22 protein-coding genes and 1 pseudogene are annotated in these 22,351 nt (G+C 41.7%); 4 read left to right on the top strand and 19 right to left on the bottom strand.

Annotated features, from left to right (window positions below; all coding sequences use genetic code 11):
• Positions 1 to 34 precede the first annotated feature (34 nt).
• Genes IGJ28_RS08455 through IGJ28_RS08445 form a run of 3 tightly spaced genes read right to left on the bottom strand, consistent with a single transcriptional unit; the run spans position 35 to position 2,783 of the window.
• Positions 35 to 1,015, bottom strand: coding sequence for a FecCD family ABC transporter permease (locus IGJ28_RS08455; RefSeq protein WP_103299879.1), 981 nt, complete (start codon positions 1,013 to 1,015; stop codon positions 35 to 37).
• Positions 1,012 to 1,995, bottom strand: coding sequence for a FecCD family ABC transporter permease (locus IGJ28_RS08450; RefSeq protein ID WP_252711798.1), 984 nt, complete (start codon positions 1,993 to 1,995; stop codon positions 1,012 to 1,014). The genes IGJ28_RS08455 and IGJ28_RS08450 overlap by 4 nt, the downstream gene beginning before the upstream one ends.
• Positions 1,992 to 2,783 (bottom strand): ABC transporter ATP-binding protein, encoded by a 792-nt coding sequence (locus IGJ28_RS08445; RefSeq protein ID WP_438845326.1) that lies wholly within the window; start codon positions 2,781 to 2,783, stop codon positions 1,992 to 1,994. Before IGJ28_RS08445 ends, IGJ28_RS08450 begins: the two co-directional genes overlap by 4 nt.
• Positions 2,784 to 2,952: 169 nt before the next feature.
• On the opposite strand from IGJ28_RS08445, the gene IGJ28_RS08440 reads away from it, so the two are divergent.
• On the top strand, positions 2,953 to 3,906 hold the full coding sequence (locus tag IGJ28_RS08440) for an ABC transporter substrate-binding protein (protein WP_252711796.1): 954 nt from the start codon (positions 2,953 to 2,955) through the stop codon (positions 3,904 to 3,906).
• Between the two features lie 121 nt (positions 3,907 to 4,027).
• Positions 4,028 to 4,192, top strand: coding sequence for a 50S ribosomal protein L33 (rpmG, locus tag IGJ28_RS08435; RefSeq protein WP_369914469.1), 165 nt, complete (start codon positions 4,028 to 4,030; stop codon positions 4,190 to 4,192).
• A gap of 321 nt (positions 4,193 to 4,513) precedes the next feature.
• Here the strand turns inward: rpmG and IGJ28_RS08430 are convergent, their stop codons facing one another.
• The gene (locus IGJ28_RS08430; protein ID WP_171917961.1) at positions 4,514 to 5,071 is read right to left on the bottom strand and encodes an adenylyl-sulfate kinase; all 558 of its coding nucleotides are present in this window, start codon (positions 5,069 to 5,071) and stop codon (positions 4,514 to 4,516) included.
• Positions 5,072 to 5,252: 181 nt separating this feature from the next.
• On the opposite strand from IGJ28_RS08430, the gene IGJ28_RS08425 reads away from it, so the two are divergent.
• Positions 5,253 to 5,528 carry a hypothetical protein gene (locus IGJ28_RS08425; RefSeq protein WP_081131714.1) on the top strand — a complete coding sequence of 92 codons (276 nt, stop codon included), beginning with the start codon at positions 5,253 to 5,255 and terminating at the stop codon, positions 5,526 to 5,528.
• A 49-nt stretch (positions 5,529 to 5,577) separates the two neighbouring features.
• On the opposite strand, the gene IGJ28_RS08420 is transcribed toward IGJ28_RS08425, so the two are convergent.
• From IGJ28_RS08420 to IGJ28_RS08405, 4 genes are all read right to left on the bottom strand, one after another.
• A complete protein-coding gene (locus tag IGJ28_RS08420) occupies positions 5,578 to 6,036 on the bottom strand; it encodes a hypothetical protein (protein WP_003126837.1) in 459 nt (152 codons plus the stop codon).
• Between the two features lie 67 nt (positions 6,037 to 6,103).
• On the bottom strand, positions 6,104 to 6,469 hold the full coding sequence (locus tag IGJ28_RS08415) for a thioesterase family protein (protein ID WP_003126836.1): 366 nt from the start codon (positions 6,467 to 6,469) through the stop codon (positions 6,104 to 6,106).
• A gap of 19 nt (positions 6,470 to 6,488) precedes the next feature.
• Positions 6,489 to 7,703 carry a CCA tRNA nucleotidyltransferase gene (locus IGJ28_RS08410; RefSeq protein ID WP_103299871.1) on the bottom strand — a complete coding sequence of 405 codons (1,215 nt, stop codon included), beginning with the start codon at positions 7,701 to 7,703 and terminating at the stop codon, positions 6,489 to 6,491.
• Positions 7,690 to 8,040 carry a nucleotide pyrophosphohydrolase gene (locus IGJ28_RS08405; protein WP_003126834.1) on the bottom strand — a complete coding sequence of 117 codons (351 nt, stop codon included), beginning with the start codon at positions 8,038 to 8,040 and terminating at the stop codon, positions 7,690 to 7,692. The genes IGJ28_RS08410 and IGJ28_RS08405 overlap by 14 nt, the downstream gene beginning before the upstream one ends.
• A gap of 136 nt (positions 8,041 to 8,176) precedes the next feature.
• Between IGJ28_RS08405 and IGJ28_RS08400 the strand changes: the two genes are divergently transcribed.
• Positions 8,177 to 9,079 carry a YitT family protein gene (locus IGJ28_RS08400; RefSeq protein ID WP_081131716.1) on the top strand — a complete coding sequence of 301 codons (903 nt, stop codon included), beginning with the start codon at positions 8,177 to 8,179 and terminating at the stop codon, positions 9,077 to 9,079.
• A gap of 172 nt (positions 9,080 to 9,251) precedes the next feature.
• On the opposite strand, the gene IGJ28_RS08395 is transcribed toward IGJ28_RS08400, so the two are convergent.
• The 11 genes and pseudogenes from IGJ28_RS08395 to rpsA all read right to left on the bottom strand — a co-directional run bounded on the left by IGJ28_RS08395 (position 9,252) and on the right by rpsA (position 22,073).
• The gene (locus IGJ28_RS08395; protein ID WP_252711795.1) at positions 9,252 to 9,809 is read right to left on the bottom strand and encodes a YpiB family protein; all 558 of its coding nucleotides are present in this window, start codon (positions 9,807 to 9,809) and stop codon (positions 9,252 to 9,254) included.
• A 9-nt stretch (positions 9,810 to 9,818) separates the two neighbouring features.
• Positions 9,819 to 11,078 (bottom strand): tetratricopeptide repeat protein, encoded by a 1,260-nt coding sequence (locus IGJ28_RS08390; protein ID WP_003126829.1) that lies wholly within the window; start codon positions 11,076 to 11,078, stop codon positions 9,819 to 9,821.
• Positions 11,079 to 12,128: a hypothetical protein gene (locus tag IGJ28_RS08385; protein ID WP_252711794.1), complete on the bottom strand. Its 1,050-nt coding sequence runs from the start codon at positions 12,126 to 12,128 to the stop codon at positions 11,079 to 11,081.
• A 167-nt stretch (positions 12,129 to 12,295) separates the two neighbouring features.
• Positions 12,296 to 13,549 carry a threonine ammonia-lyase IlvA gene (gene ilvA / locus IGJ28_RS08380; protein ID WP_252711793.1) on the bottom strand — a complete coding sequence of 418 codons (1,254 nt, stop codon included), beginning with the start codon at positions 13,547 to 13,549 and terminating at the stop codon, positions 12,296 to 12,298.
• 13 nt (positions 13,550 to 13,562) lie between these two features.
• A pseudogene (gene ilvC, locus IGJ28_RS08375) lies at positions 13,563 to 14,561 on the bottom strand (ketol-acid reductoisomerase); the annotation flags it as partial.
• A gap of 38 nt (positions 14,562 to 14,599) precedes the next feature.
• Entirely contained in the window at positions 14,600 to 15,076 is a 477-nt protein-coding gene (ilvN, locus tag IGJ28_RS08370) for an acetolactate synthase small subunit (RefSeq protein ID WP_081131721.1), read from the bottom strand.
• A 6-nt stretch (positions 15,077 to 15,082) separates the two neighbouring features.
• The gene (ilvB, locus tag IGJ28_RS08365; RefSeq protein ID WP_311810720.1) at positions 15,083 to 16,780 is read right to left on the bottom strand and encodes a biosynthetic-type acetolactate synthase large subunit; all 1,698 of its coding nucleotides are present in this window, start codon (positions 16,778 to 16,780) and stop codon (positions 15,083 to 15,085) included.
• Positions 16,780 to 18,468, bottom strand: a complete 1,689-nt coding sequence (gene ilvD, locus IGJ28_RS08360; RefSeq protein ID WP_081131804.1) for a dihydroxy-acid dehydratase — start codon at positions 18,466 to 18,468, stop codon at positions 16,780 to 16,782. Before ilvD ends, ilvB begins: the two co-directional genes overlap by 1 nt.
• Before the next feature lie 408 nt (positions 18,469 to 18,876).
• The gene (locus IGJ28_RS08355) at positions 18,877 to 19,152 is read right to left on the bottom strand and encodes an HU family DNA-binding protein (protein WP_003126821.1); all 276 of its coding nucleotides are present in this window, start codon (positions 19,150 to 19,152) and stop codon (positions 18,877 to 18,879) included.
• 234 nt (positions 19,153 to 19,386) lie between these two features.
• Entirely contained in the window at positions 19,387 to 20,697 is a 1,311-nt protein-coding gene (gene der / locus IGJ28_RS08350) for a ribosome biogenesis GTPase Der (RefSeq protein WP_252712458.1), read from the bottom strand.
• Between the two features lie 167 nt (positions 20,698 to 20,864).
• Positions 20,865 to 22,073, bottom strand: a complete 1,209-nt coding sequence (gene rpsA / locus IGJ28_RS08345) for a 30S ribosomal protein S1 (protein WP_252712457.1) — start codon at positions 22,071 to 22,073, stop codon at positions 20,865 to 20,867.
• Positions 22,074 to 22,351 lie beyond the last annotated feature (278 nt).

Raw genomic sequence — 22,351 nt, 5'->3', positions numbered from 1 at the left:
GACTCAAATAGCAAACGCAATCGTGAAAAAATTCTCACGACTGCGTTTTTTGACGAATCAGCAAAAACAAAAAGTACGGAGCACCAATGATCGCAATCACGATACCAGCAGGAATTTCGCCACTTTGAAGTAAAAGACGGCCGACTGTGTCGCTGACTAGCACCAAAATAGCACCAATCATTCCCGCTGCTATCAATGCCCAACGAGATTCTTTGCCAATCAATCGTTTAGCGATATGGGGCGCCAATAAACCAATAAAAGATAAGTTTCCAGTATAGCCAACACTGCTTGCGGCCAGGCCAATCGCTACGAACAACAAACCGGTGCGCAAAAGATTTAGGGGAACACCTAAACTGATCGCCTGTTCTTCTCCAAAACCCAGTAAATTGATCAAAGGTGTAATCATGAATGCCAACAATCCTAGAATCAAGAACCAAGGCAACAAACTTAGTACTTGCGTCCACGAAGTTCCCCAGATAGTCCCCGAAAGCCATGCCGTAACAAAACTATATCGTTCTTTTGACAATTGAACAGTCAATAATAACGACGCAGAAGCAAGTCCAGCATTAACAGCAATTCCAGATAATAAAATTCGCTCCATTGAAAGCAGCTGCCGCTGTTTATAAGCGATAGCATAGACTAGCAGTGCAGCTAATAGTCCGCCAATCATACCAATTAGTGGTAACAGCTGGGAGCCCTGGGCATAAAAGCCTAAGTAGAGCATGACACATAAGCCAGCTCCATTATTGATTCCTAAAATACTTGCATCCGCCAACTCATTTCTGGTTACTCCCTGTAACAAAAAACCTGAGAAGCCAAACGCACTTCCAGCAATCAGTGCCAGTACTGCTCGAGGAAGTCGGAAATCGAAGAATATCAATGACTGGCTAGCTGTTAGAGTTTGCTGCCAAAGAGCGAGCCAGAGATCAAAAGAAAAGAACGTCTTTCCCACCATGATACTGCCACAAAACGCCAGAAGAACCAAAACAAAAAGGAAACCGATTTTTTTCTTCATAGCTGTTCCCTCCGAATCTTCACTAATAAGAAAGGAACCCCAATCAAAGCCATCATGATTCCAAAAGGCGTTTCAAAAGGTGGCTGAATGATTCGTCCTACCCAATCTGCTAAGATTACCAATATTCCCCCCGCCACTATTGTCAAAGGTAAGATCATTTGATAATTTTTGCCAATCAGTCCGCGAATCACATGAGGGACTATCAATCCAATAAAGCTGACCGGTCCCACCAGTGAAACAGCCATCCCAGCTAATAGAACAACTACGGCTAAAGAAACAAGTCGAATCCGTTCAGGATGTTTGCCTAAAGAGATTGCCGTCTCATCTCCCATAGCCAGCAAATTCAAAGATTTCCCGAGTCCTAGGATGATGAAGAGCGCCACCAGATAAATAGGGGTAATCACTTGTAATTGTGTCCACGTTACATTTGCTGCACCGCCAATAAACCAAAAAGCCAAGTCTTGATTCAAATCAAATTGTAAAGATAATACTTGACTAATCGCAGAAAAAAAAGAACTCAATGCAACACCTGCTAGAATCAATCCAGTCGGCGTCATACCGATCCTTGAATACTTCGTCAACAAAAATAAAAAAGAAGTAGCTAGAAAAGCGCCTAAGAAAGAAAACAACGCTGCCTGATTCGGTTGTAGTGAGGGAAACAAGATAAATGCAACGGCTAATCCGACTGCAGCCCCACTATTGATTCCTAGTAAACCGCTATCTGCTAGCGAATTTTTGGTGACTCCTTGCATAATGGCACCAGTTACAGCAAAACTGCTGCCAACAATAAACGAAGCACAGATCCGCGGCAAACGGATATTTCTAAGCACTTGATGGGTTTGATTTTCTGGATCAAATGTGTAAAAGGCCTCTTTAATAGTTATTAAGGGAATATCAGCTGCTCCTTGCGTCAATGCCAGAAAAAACACAGCGACCAATATTCCACTTAGAACAAGCAAAAGAATCGTAAATTTTTTCATGTGTTGGCTCCTAATTCATAGGTCAAAAGCAACGGTTTCGAACTATTGGGAAACGTACCTAAAACAGCTTCGATAGCGAACAATTGTTGGAGCCATGAATGGGTCAAAACTTCTTCTGGTGTCCCCCAAGTCATTAATTGACCTTCTTTTAAGGCAAAAATATAATCAGAAAATCGAGATGCATGATTCAGATCGTGAATCGACATAATGATCGTTTTCCCATATTTTTCATTGATTCGTTTTAACAATAACAGCACTTCTAGTTGATGTGCCGGATCTAAAAAAGTCGTCGGTTCATCTAAGATAACAATCTCTGTATCTTGTGCCAAAGCCATAGCGATCCAAACCCGCTGTTTCTGACCTCCTGAAAGCGTATGGATACTAGCATCCGCTAGTTCGGTCAAATCTGTCGCAGCTAATGCCCATTCAATGGCTTGATAATCTTTTGCGGTCAACCGACCTAGCCCTTTTTGATAAGGAAAACGACCATAAGAAACGATCTCTCGAATGGTTAATCCGATGGAAGAATCACTGACTTGTGACAACAAAGCAATCTGGCTTGCGACTTCCTTCGTTTTGATCGTTTGTAGATTCTGTTCATTTAGATAAACTTCCCCTTCCATAGGTAGCAGGATTCGGGCTAATGCTTTTAGAAAAGTCGACTTGTCACTCCCATTAGGTCCAATCAAACCAATGATCTTCCCTTCTGGGATGTCGATTGTTATCTTTTGCACAATTTTTTGTTTTTGATAGCCGACAGTCAAATCGACCGTGCGTAAGTTTGCCATATCTTTCCCTCAAAATTCTATTGATAATGATTATCAATTATGACGGTTTTCCTTCTATCCGTCAATGCTTCAAAGCAAAAAACCAGGGATTGACAAATCACTTTTTCTTCGTGATAATGACAAAAAGAAAGTGAGAATGATTCTCATTTATCCCATAAGGAGGAACCTAATGAAAAAACGAACCATAAAAACACTTTTTTGGCTGTCTTGTACCCTAGTCAGCTTAACAGCATTGAGTGCTTGTTCAGCTAATTCCAATAATACCAAGTCATCTTCCTCAGCTGAGACGGCAACGCTGAAAGATGCGGCTGGACATGAAGTAACAATCCCCGATAATCCAAAGCGAATCATCGGCAGTTATTTAGAAGATTACTTAGTAGCCTTGAACGTCACACCAGTAGCACAATGGACTGTTGGTAATAACAGTGATCAAGGCTATTTGCAAGAGAAACTAAGTGATGTACCAAGGATCAGCTACGACTTGCCCTATGAGGACGTCTTAAGTTATGAACCAGACTTGTTGCTGATCGACAGCAATACGATGGTTGAAGGGGATAAATATGCACAATACAGCAAAATCGCCCCTACTTATGTAGTCAAAAATGGTGAAAACGTCTCTTGGCGAGACCGTTTGACAGATATCGCAAAAGTTCTTCATAAAGAAGATCAAGCAAAAACAGTAGAAAAAGACTATGATGACTTAGTAAAAACAACTAAGCAAGAATTTTCAGGTAAAATCAATGGGAAGTCGGTGGCTGTTCTCTGGGTCACCAACAATTCTGCTTTTATGGTTGCTGACGATTGTTCCAGCGGTCAGCTCCTCTATCATGAACTAGGATTCTCCGTACCGCCACTTGTTTCTGAGATCAGTAAAACAGCGACAGCTGACTGGTCTGCCGTTTCTTTGGAGAAATTAGCTGAATTAGATGCTGATTACCTGATTCTAGTAAACAGCGATCAAGGAGCCGACTTTTTTAAAGACCAAGTTTGGCAAAATCTTAAAGCGGTCAAAGAAGGAAATCTTTGGGAGTTTGGACCTGAATCCAGCTGGCTGTATAACGGACCGATTGCTTATACAAAAATGATCGAAGACGTGAAAAATAAATTGGATGAAAATGGTTGATTTCATTCAAAAAATCGTCAAGTAAAATTACTTAACAAATTTCATTAAACTACTAGCATTCCTTTGCCAAACATGCTATTATATTTTAGTCTGAGAGAAATCTTAGAGGATTCTTGAATATATGGGAGGGAAAAACATGCGCGTAAACATCACATTAGAGTGCACTTCTTGTAAAGAACGCAACTACTTAACAAACAAAAACAAACGTAACAATCCTGATCGTTTGGAAAAGAAAAAATATTGCCCACGTGAAAGAAAAGTTACTTTACACCGTGAAACAAAATAATTCATTTTAAGTCGACTGCGCTTGCTGATAAATAAGCATTGCAGTCGGCTTTTTATTTTTGTGCTATACCCATATGTTCACTTTAAAATAGATAGATGACAAAATCGTAACTTGTTTTTAATTGTTAATAATGCTATTTTTTAACTACAGACTAAATATGCGTATAAATAATAATACAGCAAGGGAAAGTATAGAATCAAAGAAAGTTTTGCTTACCCCAATATTCCCTTTGATTACCTAGAAAATTAAGATTCCCTTTTTTTATCTCTCAAAAGATGACCTTATTCTTTACGTGACAAGTATTTTTCCCAATTCCAACAATCATTCTGCGAAAATCGTTTTTTCCGCTAGAACTTCTTCTTTGAACCAAGTCATTTGGTCTTGAAAATTAATCGTCCCATCTCGAATATAATCTGCTTGTGGAGAAACAATTTCTTCGTGCATCAAAAAAAGCGGTCGCGCTTCCTCTAGATACCCCGTGACCCAATTAATAATTTTCTCTGGCTGTTGTTGAAAGTCTCTAATGATTAGTCTACCCAAGACAATATCCAGAGGTGTTCTTAAATAAATGACCTTGTCGATAGCAGGTGCGAGTTGCTGATGGACATACCCAAACGGAAAATCGATCAAGATCAGCGCACAGTGGTGAATGATTTGTTTTAGGTCATTTATCAATGGTTGAATATCAAATTGATTGATTGCTTCGTAGGGTTCTTTTAACAGAGCCTCAGAGGATGGTGCAGAAGGCAATGCATCGATACTATAATCATCAAAAGATAAAACTGCTGTACCGGGACATAGATTGGCGACCTTTTGGATAAAGGTGGTTTTCCCTGAAGCAGTCACTCCACTAACAACGATAACTCTTGCTTTTTTCATCTGTTTCTCCTTTGTTTTCATTTTCTGTTTAAGTCTTGCGACACATCTAGCTGTTTCTTCTAAGCGTAAAGTAGTTTTGATGCAATACCAAACAGGTGTTTAAAAATTTACTAATTCATATAGATTTTTTTTACATTACTCCGGAAATAAGGTAACTTATCATATAAAGGAGCGTGATCGTGTGAAGGTAGACAAAATCGAATACAAACGAGTAATCAATGATGCCGGACATCTTGAATATGATCTTTTGCAGTATCTTGAAAAAAATCGCGAGAGTGCTTCTCCGGAAATCAAACGTACTGAGATCGATTACTTGATCGATCATGATATTCAACACCGCATCATCCAAAATGCTCGTAAAAGCTTGCTTGGAGACAAAATCATACTTAAAGATGCCATCAGTCAAGACTATCTTTTATTAAAAAAATATACCGACTTTTTTCGCACTTATCAGTGATTGTAATGAAAAAGCAGAACCAGAGAGAAGCTCTCAGTTCTGCTTTTTTTTATTCTTCAAAATGTTCTTGGTAAACGTCTTCGACTGTTTGGTTTGGATCAATCACAATATAAAGGCTTTTTGTTTTTTCACTGATTTTTGTTGATTGATAAACGTTATCTAATCCTTCAGTATCTTTGTCTTTGTATGGGAAGTACACAAGATCAGGTGTTCCATTACGGTAAAGAATTTCCATTCGTTCAATATCTTCGTATTTCAAAGCGCGGGCGAACATGCCTAATTCCAATCCACCTAAATTGATATCATGTGTTGCAACATGATCCCCTTCTTGGAAGATTTCAATTTTGAATCCTGCACATGGATGGATCTCAACAAATTCGCTTCCGTGGATGCGGCCAAAACTAGTAGTGATTTGCTTGATCCACAAATCTCCAATATAACGGCGCTCAATCGTCCATGTTTCTCCATTACGGAAATAAAATTTCAATGCTTTCATTTCTCTTGCCATGACATAACGCTCCTTTTTTTTAATAATACATTTCAATTTTAACACATTGTCTGCTAAGGAGCACAAATTAACTTTCTTTCTCGCTCACTTTTTTTAAAAAACCTTCGATATCGACCGCCGCTCGATGATGCGTACCTGTCGCTAGCAGTTGATCGTTTTCATAGACACGAAAAGTAAACTCATACGTCTTTTCATTCGAGATCTCTTCACAGCATACCTGAACGGTTGCACCGATTCCTGAAGCCGCCCGGTGCTCGATCGTAAATTGTGTTCCTACTGTTGTCTTACCAGACGCTATACGCGATTCCAATGCTTCAAAACAGACAGCTTCTACCATGGCAGCCAAACGAGGGGTCGCTAAGACAGGCAGTCCTCCCGATCCAACTGCAAGAGCTGTATCTTCCTCGGTAACCAAAAATTCTTTTTCGATCATTGTTTTCTCACCTGCTTATTTATAGGTTATTTAATACGATTGTTTTGGCAAAAGCCAATAATGCTTTCTCTTCATTTGCGACTCGTTTCTCAATCACCGCTTTTTCGGCAGCTGCTAGCACTTCTTTCATCCAAGGACCGCCGGATTGGTCAAAGTGGCTCAGCAAGTCGCGCCCATTGATGGCCAAGTCTTTAAGTGAATGGATTGGCAACGCCTGGTAGCGAGCTTGACTAACAGAGGGATCTACCTCTTGTCCGTAATAGTACAGCAATTCTTCTGATAGTCGAGCGGCCTCGCTGCCCAGATGGTACAATGCTTCATCACTAAACGGCCCTGCTTTCCGCAGCAATACTCCCTCGAATAACGATTGGACCATCCGAATCAATTCATTGGAACACTTCCATTGCTTCAAAAAAGGACGAACTTCTGCTGTAGAAAGTCCAATCTGGTCAATCAATAGTGTCCAGGCAGAAGCTTCATTGTTCAATGGTCTCTCCGGTAAATCAGCCATTCGCAACAGAGCTTCACCGGCTTGTTTCAGTCCTGGACAATAGAGATAACATTCAGTCGCTACAAAAGCCTTTAAAGCTGAATTGCGATGTGCCCCTAACAACAATTTGACGAACTCAATGGTGATTCTCTCCACGGATATTTTTGCCAATAGCTGATGATTGTCATAAATTGCCTCAAATGTTCGTGGTTCCAATGTAAAGCCCAGTTGACTGACAAAGCGTAAGCCCCGCATCATACGTAGTGCATCTTCATGAAATCGTTCGTGCGGCTGACCCACTGCTCGCAGAATTTTCTGTTGCAAGTCTGCCAGTCCATCAAACAAATCAATGATTTCACCATCTTTTTTCAGAGCAAAAGCGTTGATTGTAAAATCTCTGCGCTTCAAATCTTCAGCCAAAGAGCGCACAAAAGCAACTTTGTCTGGCCGACGGAAATCTTGATAGGCTTCTTCTGTCCGAAAAGTCGTGATCTCATATTGTTCATTTTCCCATAAAACAAGGACTGTTCCGTGCTCGATACCCAAATCGATGGTACGAGGAAAAAGTTCTTTGATCTCAGCTGGAAAGGCACTTGTTGCAATATCTACATCATGGATTGGCTGTCCTAAGATTGTATCTCTGACACTTCCTCCCACAAAGTAGGCATCAAACCCGGCTGCTTCGATTCTTTGCAACACAGGGATTGCTTGTTCAAATTCTTGTGGTAACTTAGTCAGCTTCATTCATTTTCCCATCTTTTCTTTCAAAGCGATACGCATCTCTGCGGTTGAACTTTTTCATATTGGATTCAAAAACTTCCGTCAAATCGATACCCATGGAATTTGCCATAATCATGGTGACAAAAAGGACATCACCTAGTTCTTCAGCAACTGTTTTCTCGACTTCCGTCTTCTTCTTGGCCTTTTCCCCATAGTGATGATTGACTTCCCTTGCCAACTCGCCGACTTCTTCAGTAAGTCGGGCCATCTGTGCTAAAGGGCTGAAATACCCCGCCTTGAATTGTTGGATATAGGCATCGACTTCTTCTTGCATCTCATATAGTGAACGTTTTTCTGTCATCCTCTTCACCCTTTCTTTCACATTTTAGCAAAAGAAAACGCACCTGCCTAGATAGAGGATCGACTTGCTCATATTGTTTAATGCCAAATTTCGTGCTAAATTGGTACTTGTGAGATTTAGAAATGGGGGAAACAGGATGCGATCTTTTTTTTCGTGGCGGACAGTCCGCGATATTGCCTTAATTGTTCTAGGAACGAGTGTCTATGGTTTTGGTCTCGTCTATTTAAATATACCTAATGATTTAGCTGAAGGCGGCGTCACCGGAATCACGTTGATCATGCGCGCATTGTGGGGCATCAATCCCGCTTACAGTACACTGATTTTGAATATCCCAATCATTTTGCTAGGAGGTAAGATTCTTGGCAGACGTTCGCTAGTCTATACAGTGATTGGAACCTTTGGTCTTTCATTTTGGTTAGGTTTCTGGCAGACGGTTCCATTATTGATCGATCTGCAGCATGACTTACTGATCGTTGCGTTACTCGCAGGACTAATTGCAGGGATCGGCAGTGGTGTTGTCTATAAAGTTGGTGGGACAACAGGTGGCGTGGATGTATTAGCCCGGATCCTAGAAAAGAACTTTGGGATCACGATTGGTCGTTCTCTCTTGATCTTTGATGTTTTCGTTCTATTGCTTTCCTTAACCTATATCGATTTGAAACGCATGATGTACACGCTAATCTTTTCCTATGTTTTCGCTCGCGTGATTGATTCGATCCTAGATGGCGGCTATTCAGCAAAAGGGATCATTGTTATCAGTAATCATAGTGAAGAAATTGCCCCTGTCTTAATGAATGAATTGGAACGAGGCGTCACCTTTTTAAATGGGGAAGGAGCCTATTCCGGTGGTAACAAACGGATCATTTATATGGTAGTAAGCGGCCGGGAAATTTCAGAGGTCAAACGGATCGTTGCCGACTTCGATCAACAAGCGTTCGTGTCGGTGATCAATGTCCATGAAGTCGAAGGGGAAGGCTTCACTTATTTACGTCCTAAATCACGATTTTTGCAACGCAAGGCAGCAAAATCAAAGGGATAACCCCATTCTTCCATCCTATCTAATTATAAAGAAAAAACCGCAAGAAACTTGATTTCTCCCGCACACTGTTGCAAACGACGAACGCTCGGTGCTGGGAGTCCTCTTCTTTCTTGCGGTTCTTTTCTGTTCCACTAGTTTTTATTACTTCACATAGCGCTTTTTAATAGCTTTATTAATGACTTTTTTCTTTTTGATCGAGTTTGAAGCGGTTGACTTCATCCGATAATTCCAAAAAAGCATCCCGATCCCCATTTTCCAAAGCAAGATCGATTTGGCGGTATAATTTCTCAATTTTTAGCTGCATAGCTTCTTTGTCAAGATATTCTGTCACATTTTTTTGTACTTCTTCGTCAACATAGTCATTCCACCGTTCAAAAGGATTGTCCTCCAGAACAGCTAAATAAAGTGGTTTTTCCCAAGGATTTGGAAAGATACATTCTAAATAAAGCGGCTGTTTCCAATTCATCCTGATTTCGTGAAAAATTTGATCGATATCATAAAAGGTTTGATTCTGGATCGTCAACACAAATGGCTCGCCACCAATCTCTGTACTGCGAACACTCAACCCCCGATCTGTCTGCATCGCCCCTTCAACAATATGAACATTTGTCAAAATGGCTTCATGATTTGCTAGGTAGTTCAGAACCCAAGAAACTTCTCGTCGGCTGAATGATACAGTAGAAACTAACCAATTGAGAAATTTTTTCTTTTCTTGTACATTGATGTTCATTTCCCTCACCTATCTTTCTAATAGATCCTCCACGATCGATTGCACTTCCAGATCACCAGGTTCGTGAGCCAGATAATGTCTCAGTAAAGGTAGAGCTTCTGATAATCGTCCTTCTTCTCTTAAGAACAATCCATATTCTTTCATAAAAGCTGGTTCATGCTGCAATCCTTCATTCGCTTGTTCATAGAACTTCGCTGCTTGGTCAAACTCTTCTAACGCGTTATAAGCCTGTGCTAAATTCCATAGAGCATGGGGTTGTTCATTGTCTTCCATCTTCTCGATAGCCAACACAGCTTCTTGCCAACGCTCTTCATTCAAATAAAGATTACTCAGTGTAAGCAGGGTTTCATCTTCTTTTTCCCCCGTCTCAAGGGCTTTTAATAAGAAGGATTCGGCTGCTTCGCTGTCATGCAACCGATACGCATTTTCTGATGCAAAATGATAAAAATCCACTTGAAATGGATCTTCATGGATTCCTTCTTCAATGACAGTTTGTGCCTCTTCCAGTTGCTCTTCTTCTTGTAATGCTTCTGCTAAATAGAGATACAAGGAACGGTATTGCGGATTCAGTGCCCGCAACTGCTGCAAATATCGAATCGCATGCTCATTTTCTTTTAATTGTAAGTAAACTAAAGCGGTTTGGAATAGACGGTCATCTGTTTGATCCTCAGCTAGACTTGCTTCCAGATATTCGATGGCTTCTTCAAATTTCCCAGCCATACTCAATGCGGCTCCGGTCCGTTCCAATAAGGAAATACCTGTGATTTCCTGGATATTTTCCTTTAGTAATCCTTGATAAAACTCTGCCGCTTCTTGATAACGGTCGGTTGAAAAATACAATTCCGCTAGTGCAAAACGAATCAGCGATTCTTTGGGCAGCAGCTTTTGGGCTTCCAATAATTTTGCTTCACTGACTTCGGGGATCCCAATCAATTGATAGAGATCAGCACTGATCAATAACGCTCGTGGATAAAAAGAGCTTTGCGGTGTGATCCGATCTAGATAATCAAAAGCTTCGTCGATTTGATCATTTTCCATAGCAATTTCTGCTAACGATAGCAACCATTCTTCATTTTCGGGGTCACGTTCTTGCAGTGTATCAAATACTTCTCTTGCTTCTTCTAAAAAGCCGATTTGGATCAATTCTTCTCCTAATTCGGCTAAGACTTCATTTTGATCTGATTGCAGGGCTTTTGCAAAATTCAATTGCGCATCAGCTAAATTCTCGGCTGCTAATGCCTGTAACATTTTTTCACTGTATGTTTCCATCTAAGTTCCTCTTATCTGATTGATTATTGTTTGGTAAGCGCTCATTGTCTGTACGAGATCCTCTTCTAATGCGCTGGTTCTGCCCCCTATTGTACCAATTTCTGATAAAAAAAGCAGTTTTTTCTCTTTTTTCTGTAACAGCAGAACTTGCTGAAAATAGTCGCTTAAAGATAGTTGGTCAGGCAATACTAAAGGAAACCCTAGTTGGTCAAGCCACAAGCAAAGCTTATCTAATTTGACTGCTAACTGCTGTTGTTGAACATTCCAGATTAAGTGAAAGAGTAGGCCATAAAAAAGTTTCATTGCATCAGACAGCAAATGTCCATTTTCAGTCTTATAAAAAGCATCTGTAAAGACTTGTCCATATTCTTCAAGTGCTGCACCGTTTGCTTGATAGGCTTGGATCACCCGATCTGTATACGCTGCAAACGAACGATTGTTTACTTGTTTTTCTGTCAGAAACGTGCGAAAGAGTTCCCGCAGAAAAGCTTGATCCGTGAGCAGTCCGCAACGAATCAATACAAGTAAGTCCACCAACTTCCCATCTTTTTGTTTTTCAGCAATCGTTTGATCGTATACGACCACTTGCGGTACATTGGGACTTTGCAAAACAGGAATATCTGGTTTCTTAACAATGATCGCAGATTCTTTGACACTTTTAGCTAACGCCCGTAAAGACACCGGGATCAACCAAAGATCGCTAGTCAGAATCGACGTGTAGTGAATAAAACTGCTTAACGCCAGCACACCTTCATTGCCGAAACCCACGATCAAATAGTTCTCCTGTTTCGAAAAGCGGCTTAGGAAGGACATAAAGGCCTGAAATTCCGTAAAATTATTGCAATACATTTGATTGGTACAAATATACCAGCTGACTTCTTTGGGTAAAAACAAACGGGTCAGTTTTTCAGAGAAACAATCATAATACCGCTGGTTTGTGAGAATGATGACTTGATCATTGGAAATTTCCTGCGTCCGTAAAACAGCATTCAATGTTTCCCCATACAAGATTTGCGTCTGCTGTTCTTTTCTAGAAAAGACAAATTCCATACATCCGCCCCCCATCTACGATTTGTTACTTCTATTATAACAAGAATCAACCATTTCACCTACTAACTAGCGAAAGGATGAGGGAAAGTCATGGATTTGAAATCAAAAAACAAACGACCTCTTTTTTTTAAAAAGGTCGTTTGTTTCGTAACGCTTGGTTCATAAAATCAAACAAGAAGAGTATAGAGAGATTGATTGTCCCGCAAATCAATATATTGTGGATCAAATCTTGACATTCGCGCCAGTAGTGGGGGCAGATCTTCCTGCCTTTTTAGCAGAATCCCTAACAGTACTGGTCCTGTTCCGCGATTGATTTTTTTGGTATATTCAAATCGAGTGATATCATCCGTAGGACCCAAAATATTGGTAACAAATTCTTTCAACGCCCCAGGTCTTTGAGGAAAATTGACCACAAAATAATGTTTTAAGCCTTGATAAATCAAGGACTTTTCCTCAATCTCTGCCATTCGAGTACTATCGTTATTGCCGCCGCTGATAATACAAACAACGGTTTTCCCTTTAATCTCTTCTTTGATCAATTCCAGAGCGGCGACACTCAGTGCTCCCGCTGGTTCTGCCACAACTGCTTGTTTACTGTATAAGTCCAAGATAGTTTGGCAAATTAAACCCTCATCTACCGCTACTAATCGATCGACGTACTGGGCTGCATGCTGGTAGGTCAATTGACCGACTTTTTTGACAGCTGCTCCATCTACAAATTTATCGATCTGCTCTAATGTGGTCGGACCATGATTATCAAAAGCCGCCTGCATCGAAGCGGCGCCTAGAGGTTCAGCACCAACCATTGAGATTGTAGGCTGTTTTGCTTTCAAATAAGTTGCAACACCACTGATCAACCCGCCACCGCCAATTGCTGCCACAACATAATCGATAGAATAATTGCGCTGCTTTGCTTCTGCCATCAGTTCAACTGCCAATGTTCCTTGGCCTGCAATAATGGCGGGATCATCAAAGGGATCAATAAACGCCATTTGATGGTCTTCGGCATAGTGTTGGGCTGCCTCGGCGGAAGCATCGAAGGTATCACCGACAAGTTCGATACGGACAAAATCACCGCCAAAAAACAAAACTTGCGCTACTTTTTGTTGCGGTGTCGTCGTCGGCATAAAGATAACCGCCGACGCTTTCAATTCATGACAGGTATAGGCGACCCCTTGGGCATGATTGCCGGCACTTGCACAGACAACCCCCCGCTTCAGTATAGCCGGATCTTGCTGTGCGATTGCATAATATGCCCCCCGCAATTTAAACGATCGGACCTTCTGAAGATCCTCCCGTTTCAGTAAGACAGTCGCTTGATACTTCTCGGATAAAAACCGATCATGCTGTAAAGGAGTCTTTGAAACGACTGATTGCAAGCTTTCATGTGCTTGTTCTATTTGATCGACAGATACCAGCAATCACTGTTCCTCCTTAATCTTTCGTAACAAAAGGCATCATTTTTCTTAATTCTGACCCAACTTTTTCGATTGGATGATTCCCGTTTTGTTCCCGCATTTTTTTGAATTCCGGAAAACCAGCTTGATTATCCGCAATAAAACCTTTGGCAAACGTGCCGTTTTGAATATCTTTCAAGACATTCTTCATATTGGCTTTTGTTTGTTCGGTAATGATTCGTGAACCAGAGACATAATCCCCATATTCTGCTGTATTGGAGATTGAATCACGCATCTTGGCGAATCCTCCTTCATAAATCAAGTCAACAATCAGTTTCATTTCGTGACAAACTTCAAAATAGGCTAGTTCTGGCTGATAGCCGGCTTCTACCAGCGTTTCAAACCCAGCCTCGATCATACTTGTCAGTCCGCCACATAATACGGCTTGTTCCCCAAACAAGTCTGTTTCCGTCTCTTCCTTGAACGTTGTTTCTAGTACACCGACTCTTGTAGCCCCGATTCCTTTGGCATAGGACAAGGCTGTCTCTTGTGCATTGCCAGTAGCATCTTGATAAACAGCAAACAACGCAGGGACAGCAAATCCTTCGCTAAAGGTCCGGCGCACCAAATGGCCTGGTCCTTTAGGTGCCACCAGGAAGACATCCACCTCTTTTGGAGGCGTGATGACCTCAAAATGAATATTAAAGCCATGAGCAAAGGCTAATGCATCCCCTGCAGAAAGATTAGGCGCAATTTCCTTCTCGTAAAGTTCTCCTTGGATCTCATCAGGAGCTAAGATCATCACAACATTTGCTTGTTGTACAGCTTCAGAAACTGGAAGCACGGTAAATCCATCATTCTTTGCGTTCTCAGCTGATTTTCCTGCACGAATCCCGATCACGACGTCGTGCCCTGTATCCCGTAAATTCTGTGCATGGGCATGTCCTTGAGAACCGTAACCAATGATTGCAATAGTCTTATCTCCTAAATTGTCTGTCACTTCGTTATAATATACTTTTACCATGTATGCTTCCCTCCGAAATCTTTTTTTATTAAAAGCAACTGTTCTTGCATTTAACCTCTAGTGAAACCTGTCACACCGGTACGAGCCATTTGCTTGATTCCATAAGGCCGCAACACGTCAATACAGGCTGCTACTTTCTCTGAGTCTCCCGCTACTTGAACCACGATAGTCTTCAATGCAACATCAACGATGTGGGCTCGAAATGGTTCGATCACAGCTTGGATCTCCGAACGTGTAGTCGTTGGCGCGTTCACTTTGATCAGCACTAATTCCCGTTCAATATGGGGGTCTTCTGTAATATCTGAAACTTTTAAGACATCGATTTGCTTATTCAATTGCTTTATCACTTGTTCTGTCTCCAGTGGGTTTTCTGCGTTGATAATGATCGTCATTCGCGAAAATTCCGGCTGTTCGGTGGTCCCAACTGAAATACTTTCGATATTCACCTGACGACGATTCAACACACTGGTGACGCGGCTTAAAACACCAGCTTCGTTATGCACGATGGCAGCAAGGATACGTTTCATAGTCTTTTAAACTCCTATCATCTCATGATTGGCTTTTCCTGGTGGAATCATTGGCAGCACATGTTCCGTTGGCGAGATCAGTACCTCGATTAGTCGTGCACCAGGTTCTAGCAATGCATTGGCCAAATCGTTGGTCAATTGATCTGGGGTTTCGATCCGCACACTATTGATGCCATATGCTTCTGCTAATTGGCCAAAATTTGGCTGTTTAGCAAATACAGAAGCAGAACGGCGTTCATTATGAAACGTTTCTTGCCATTGCCGTACCATCCCGAGAGAGCGGTTATTCATCAAAATGAATTTGACATCCAGACCATAATCATTTAGCAGAGCAAACTCTTGATTGGTCATTTGGAAACCGCCATCGCCTACAAAAACGACTATCGTTTTTTCAGGACAAGCAAATTTTGCCCCTATGCCTGCGGGGATGCCATACCCCATTGTCCCTAAACCTCCGCTAGTGATCAGCTGTTTGGGAAATCGGAAAGGATAATATTGAGCGACCCACATTTGGTGTTGACCAACATCGGTAACAATAACGGCTTCCCCTTTCGTCAAGCGTCCCACTTCTTCAATCAATTTTTGCGGCTTGATTTCCTTTGTTTCCTCGCGGTCATACCGATAAGGATGTTCTTTTTTCCGTTTTTGACAACGATTGAGCCATTCCTTGCAATCTAATTCCTCCGCAGGATAGCGCAGCAACTGGGTCAAAGCTGCTTTCGCATCCGCCACGATCGGAATGGCTGTTTGAACGACTTTTCCGATTTCTGCAGGATCAATATCGATATGAGCAATGATTGCCTGTTGTCCAAATTGACTGCCGGCTGTTGCTAATCGGTCATCAAAACGTGAGCCAATATTGATGATCAAATCCGCTTCAGATAATGCCATATTCGCAGCATACGTGCCATGCATGCCCCCCATTCCTAAGAATAAGGGATGATCTGCTGGCACCAATCCAAGACCTAAGAGCGTGGTTACGATCGGCAAATGATGGGTTTCGACAAACAGACGCAATTCTTCGGCTGCATTGGCGGCACATACCCCTGCTCCCGCCAAGACAACTGGACGTTTTGCTTGTTTTAAACAATTCTTCAATTTCTCGATTTGCAAAATAGATGGAAAGACGGTGGGTTGATAGCTTTTTCGCTCAATTGGCAGTTCAATGACTGCGGCTGTCCGCTGAAGCGTGACATCTTTTGGCAAGTCGATCACCACTGGACCTTTTCTACCCGTGGTAGCGATATGAAAAGCTTCTGCGATCACTCGCGGCAAATCATCGACATGTCTAACTTGGTAATTATGTTTAGTGATCGGTAATGTGATCCCTAGAATATCCGCCTCTTGAAAAGCATCTTTGCCAATACCGGCTGTTGCTACTTGACCGGTGATCACCACTAATGGAACGGAATCACTCATGGCATCAGCGATGCCTGTTACCACATTGGTTGCTCCTGGTCCACTAGTCACTAGGACAACGCCGGCTTTCCCGGTGGCTTTGGCATACCCTTCTGCAGCGTGGACAGCACCTTGTTCGTGACGCGCTAAAATATTCGGAATCGCAGCATCGTAGAGTTGGTCATATAAAGGCAAGACAGCACCGCCAGGGTATCCGAAAATCAGTTCTACTGCTTGTTTCTGCAAACTATCGACTAACACTTCTGCACCGGTCCTAGTTACTTCATTCAACTGGATATTCTCCATTAAACTTCCTCCTCGCTGATTTTCATGATCGCCCCGGTATTTGCTGATGTGACTAATGCCGTATAACGTGCCAGCCAGCCTTTCTTCACTTTAGCCCGAAACTTCGGACGTGTTTGTGCGCGCAGCATTAATTCTTCCTCTGAGACTAATACTTCCAATGAGCGATTTTGCAGATCAATCACGATGTCATCTCCATCACGGATCAAAGAGATCGGTCCACCGGCTGCCGCCTCAGGAGAGATATGCCCAACTGCGATCCCTCTCGTGGCTCCTGAAAAGCGTCCATCTGTGATCAGTGCAACCTCTTTGCCTAACCCTCGTCCAACAATACTCGAAGTCGGCGCCAACATTTCCGGCATCCCGGGACCTCCTTTAGGTCCTTCATAGCGGATCACCACGACATGCCCTTTTTGGACCGTATGATTGTCGATCGCGGCTACTGCCTCATCATGAGAATCGAAACAAATTGCCTTTCCTTTAAAAAGCTGAATGCTTGGGTCAACACCCCCCACTTTGATGACACTTCCCTGAGGCGCAAGATTGCCGTAAAGGATCGATAAGCCGCCGACAGGGCTGTACGGATTCTCCTTTGGATGAATCACTTCTTCATTTTTGATTGTCGCCTGAGCGACATTTTCCCGCAAGGTTCTGCCTGTGACTGTCAGCCGATCTGGATGGATCGCCCCCTTGATATCGACCAATTGTCGTATAATGGCAGAGACGCCGCCAGCCGTATGGACATCGTGCATGGAATAAGCGGAAGATGGCGCAATTTTTGAGAGATAAGGAACTCGTTCGGCAATCTCATTGACCCGCCTCAAGTCATAATCGATCTCCCCTTCGTTCGCAATAGCTAATGTATGCAAGACGGTATTGGTAGAGCCCCCCATAGCCATATCAAGAGCAAACGCATCATCGATGGCTTCTTCTGTTACGATATCCCGGGGCTTGACTTGATTCTTCACTAGATCCATCAGATGGAATGCCGCTTTGCGAACAAGTTCCCGTCGTTCTTGCGAAACTGCCAGAATCGTCCCATTTCCTGGTAATGCCAATCCTAAAATCTCCAAAAGACAGTTCATAGAATTGGCTGTGAACATGCCGGCACAGGAACCACAGGTGGGACAGGCATTTTTTTCCATGAATTCAAAATCTGCCTGTGACATTTTGCCCTCTTTAAAGGCGCCTACTGCTTCGAACATAGAAGATAATGTCGTCTGATGGCCCCTAGGATCAATCCCGGCTTTCATAGGTCCCCCAGAGCAGAAAATTGCTGGCACATTGGTACGCATAGCTGCCAAGATCATCCCAGGCGTAATTTTATCGCAGTTGGGGATGTAAAAAACACCATCGAACCAATGGGCATTGATGACTGTTTCAGCTGAGTCAGCAATCAGTTCACGACTTGGCAATGAGTAACGCATCCCGATATGTCCCATGGCGATTCCATCATCTACCCCAATTGTATTGAATTCAAAAGGGATCCCCCCGGCTTCTCGAATGGCTTCTTTGGCAATATCTGCCAGTTCTCGCAGATGGACGTGACCAGGTACGATATCGATATACGAGTTGCAAATGGCAATAAAAGGCTTATTCATATCTTGGATATTTTTTACTTGTCCTGTTGCATAAAGCAAACTCCTTGCTGGAGCTGCTTCAATGCCTTTTTTTATCTGATCACTTCTCAATTCCATCATCTCCCGCCTATTTCATAAAAAAAAGCACCCCGGTTTATAATAAACTGGGATGCTTTGCCAGAATCCCATTTTACTTACGCAAATAGGACTCAAACAAACGGATAAATTTTGCTTCCGTGTTCTAAGTCCTGGTCTCAATAATAATGACTAATAAATATTGATTAAAATTGCGCATAAAAAATGGCTCCTTCATTAAAATATTTGCTGTTTTCTTGTAATTGTTTAATAATATAGCGCGAAAAAAAATTCTTGTCAATGAATTTTCTGAATTTTTTTGCAATTGATCCGATAAATGTACTTTTAGTAGACGGATCTACATTGGATTTTTGATGAAAAATAGGGATAAGTAAATTTATGTACAAAAAAACCCTTGATTACTCAAGGGTTTGGAAGACTCAATTATTTCACTGCGTCTTTAAGAGCTTTACCTGGTTTGAATGCAGGTACTTTGCTAGCAGGGATCTTGATTTCTTCACCAGTTTGTGGGTTGCGTCCTTTGCGTTCTGCACGAGAACGAACTTCAAAGTTACCAAAGCCGATCAATTGAACTTTTTCACCGTTAGCTAAAGCGTCTTGAATTGTTGAGAAGACAGCGTCTACTGCTGCTGTAGCGTCTTTCTTTGTCAAGTCAGTAGCTGCTGCAACTTTTTCGATTAATTCTGCTTTATTTGCCATGGATGGTTTCACCTCCTGATTATTTTTTTGATGTCATACATCAACAAAAATCTTGAGTGGTCCAAGTTTTTTGTCAAATATTGATATCCATCAATATTCTGATATAACGTTATCATAAGAACGTTGTAATATCAAGGATTTTAACGTTTTTACTACTGTTTTTTTTAGGATTTATCGTTTTTCTGTCAAAAGAATAGAATTCTTTGTCAAAAGCAGCAAAGTATGATAAAATCGCTACTTTCGTCTTCTTGGAATGATTCGAATCGGAGTTCCGTCAAAAGTAAATGCTTTCCGGATCTGATTCTCTAAAAAGCGCGCATAAGAAAAATGCATCAACTCTTCTTCATTAACAAAAATAACAAATGTTGGTGGCTTGACCGCAACTTGTGTCGCATAAAAAATCTTCAATCGTTTTCCTTTATCCGTTGGCGTTGGATTGATGGCTACTGCATCCATGATCACATCATTCAATAATGCAGAAGGGATACGCATGTTTTGATTCATGCTGACTTCTTCGATCAAAGCTGGCAACTGATTCAACCGCTGTTTCGTTGTCGCTGATACAAAGATGATCGGGGCATAATCTAAGTATTGAAACTCATCACGAATCTCCGCTTCAAAGTCTCGCATGGTATTGGTTTCTTTTTTTAGCAGATCCCATTTATTGACAACTAGGATGATCCCACGGCCAGCTTCATGAGCATAGCCAGCGATTCGTTTGTCCTGTTCACGAATTCCTTCTTCCGCATTCAAGACCATTAGAACCACATCGGAACGTTCGATGGCACGCATCGCTCGCATGACACTGTATTTCTCTGTTGATTCGTAAACTTTTCCTTTTTTACGCATTCCTGCAGTATCAATCATAGTGAACTCTTGCCCATTTTCACTTGTAAAATGAGTATCGATCGCATCCCGGGTCGTTCCTTCGATATCCGAAACGATGACACGCTCTTTACCTAAAATCGCATTGATTAACGAAGATTTCCCGACATTTGGTCGCCCAATCAAACTAAATTTGATGATCGATTCGTCCTCTTCCTCTGCTTCTTCTGTAAAATGCTTAACGGCTTCATCAAGTACATCTCCGATCCCTAATCCATGACTGCCGGATATTGGATACGGATCACCTAATCCTAATGTATAGAATTCGTAAATATCTGCACGCATTTCTGGATTGTCGACTTTATTGACCGCTAGAATCACAGGCTTATTGCTCTTATACAAAAGGCGAGCAACAAGTTCATCTGCATCCGTCACACCTTCTCTGGCACTCGTAATGAAGACGATCACATCTGCTTCATCGATCGCAATTTCTGCTTGATGTTTGATTTGATCCATAAACGGCTCATCGCCTAAGTCGATTCCACCTGTATCGATAATACTGAACTCTCGACCTAACCATTCACCTGTTGCATAAATTCGGTCTCTCGTCACACCCGGAGTATCCTCAACGATCGAGATTCGTTCTCCGGCAATCCGGTTGAAAATAGTCGATTTCCCGACATTCGGACGTCCGACGATCGCAATTGTTGGATTTGACATTTTTTACCCTCCATTTATAAGAAGCGAACTGCTGAATACAGCTGCTTCTGCTTTTCAATCTTTCTTAGTTTACCTAATGCATCACTAACTTGCAAGTCTTGATGACAAACAAAAAAGCAGCTTATAACAAATTCAAAAAACGAATCGTTATAAGCTGCTAGGCTAGATTATTCTTCGTCGTTATCTTTCAACGCATCGCCCAAGATATCACCCATGGTAAAACCAGTGGATTCTTCTGGTAATTCATAGTCATCTTCTGCAGGCGCTTCTTCCGCTTCCTCGGCTTTTTCTAGTGCTTTGATGCTCAAAGCAATCCGATGATCGGTTGGATTCACTTCAAGAACTTTCACTTGCACTTGATCACCTTCATGCAACACTTCATGAGGCGTTGCAATATGTTTATGTGAGATTTGCGAAATGTGGATCAATCCTTCTACACCAGGGAAGACTTCCACAAAAGCACCAAAACTAGTTAGTCGTTTTACTACACCATCTAAAACACTACCAATGGGTGCTTGTTCTTCGATATTGCTCCAAGGTCCAGGCAATGTATCTTTGATCGATAACGATACGCGTTCTTTATTTGGATCAACGGATAAGACACGGACATTGACAGTATCACCAACAGATAAAACATCACTCGGTTTGCCTACATGGGCATGAGAAATTTCTGAAACGTGTACTAAACCATCAATTCCACCCAAGTCAACGAAAGCCCCAAAATCGGTCAATCGTGCAACTTTCCCTTCGATTTCTTGACCTTCATAAAGATCAGCTAGCAAGGCTTCTTTTTGTTTCTCTTTTTCAGCCTCAACCACTGCTTTATGGGATAAAATCAAGCGGTTCTCAGAAGGTTCGATCTCAACAATCTTAAAGGTGAGTGTCTTGCCTTTATAATCTTCAAAATCAGCTACAAAGTGGTCCTCAACCATCGAAGCTGGCACAAATCCGCGTACGCCAACATCAACAACTAAGCCACCTTTGACTACATTTGTTACAGGCGCTTCAATGATCTTACCTGCTTGGAAATCTTTTTCGATATCTTCCCAAACTTTCTTCGCGTCTAAACGACGTTTTGAAAGTAGATAGCTGCCGTTTTCTTTATCTTTACCGATTGCAGAAATAACAACTAACTCTAAAACATCGCCCACTTTGACTACTTCATTGATATCCTCAACAGGCAATGTAGACAATTCTTTTGCTGGAACGACTCCTTCTACACCTGCTCCTTCGATGCCAACGATCGCTTGTTTGTCTTCGATGGCTAAAACTTCACCTTTGACAATATCGCCAACGTTCACTTCTTGGAAATTATCCAAAGCAGCTTCCATTGATTCATTCCCATTTTCCACTTGATTATTTTCAAATTCTGTCATGTCTTGTGTCCTCCTAACCAACAATTGTACGTAAATGCACTACATCCCTTAGTTTAAATTAGAATGCCAAAAAAATAAAGCGATTTCGCTTATTTTCACAAAAAACTGTCAATAATTGTTCTCAAAAAACGTTTCCTTCACTATTTTGCTTCAAAATCACTGTTTCATACAAAAAAAACTGGCCCCTCCGACCTAAAAACCCCAGAGTTCGAACAATATTTCTACGCGAAAATTCCGATATTTAATGAAATTTCTCATGAGAATCGTTCGGTTCTGTT

Source organism: Enterococcus sp. AZ091 (genome assembly GCF_051714805.1).
Taxonomy (GTDB): Bacteria; Bacillota; Bacilli; order Lactobacillales; family Enterococcaceae; genus Enterococcus_D; species Enterococcus_D gallinarum.
Note: the sequence above shows the minus strand (reverse complement) of the source record. Positions and strands in the feature narration are given on the sequence as shown.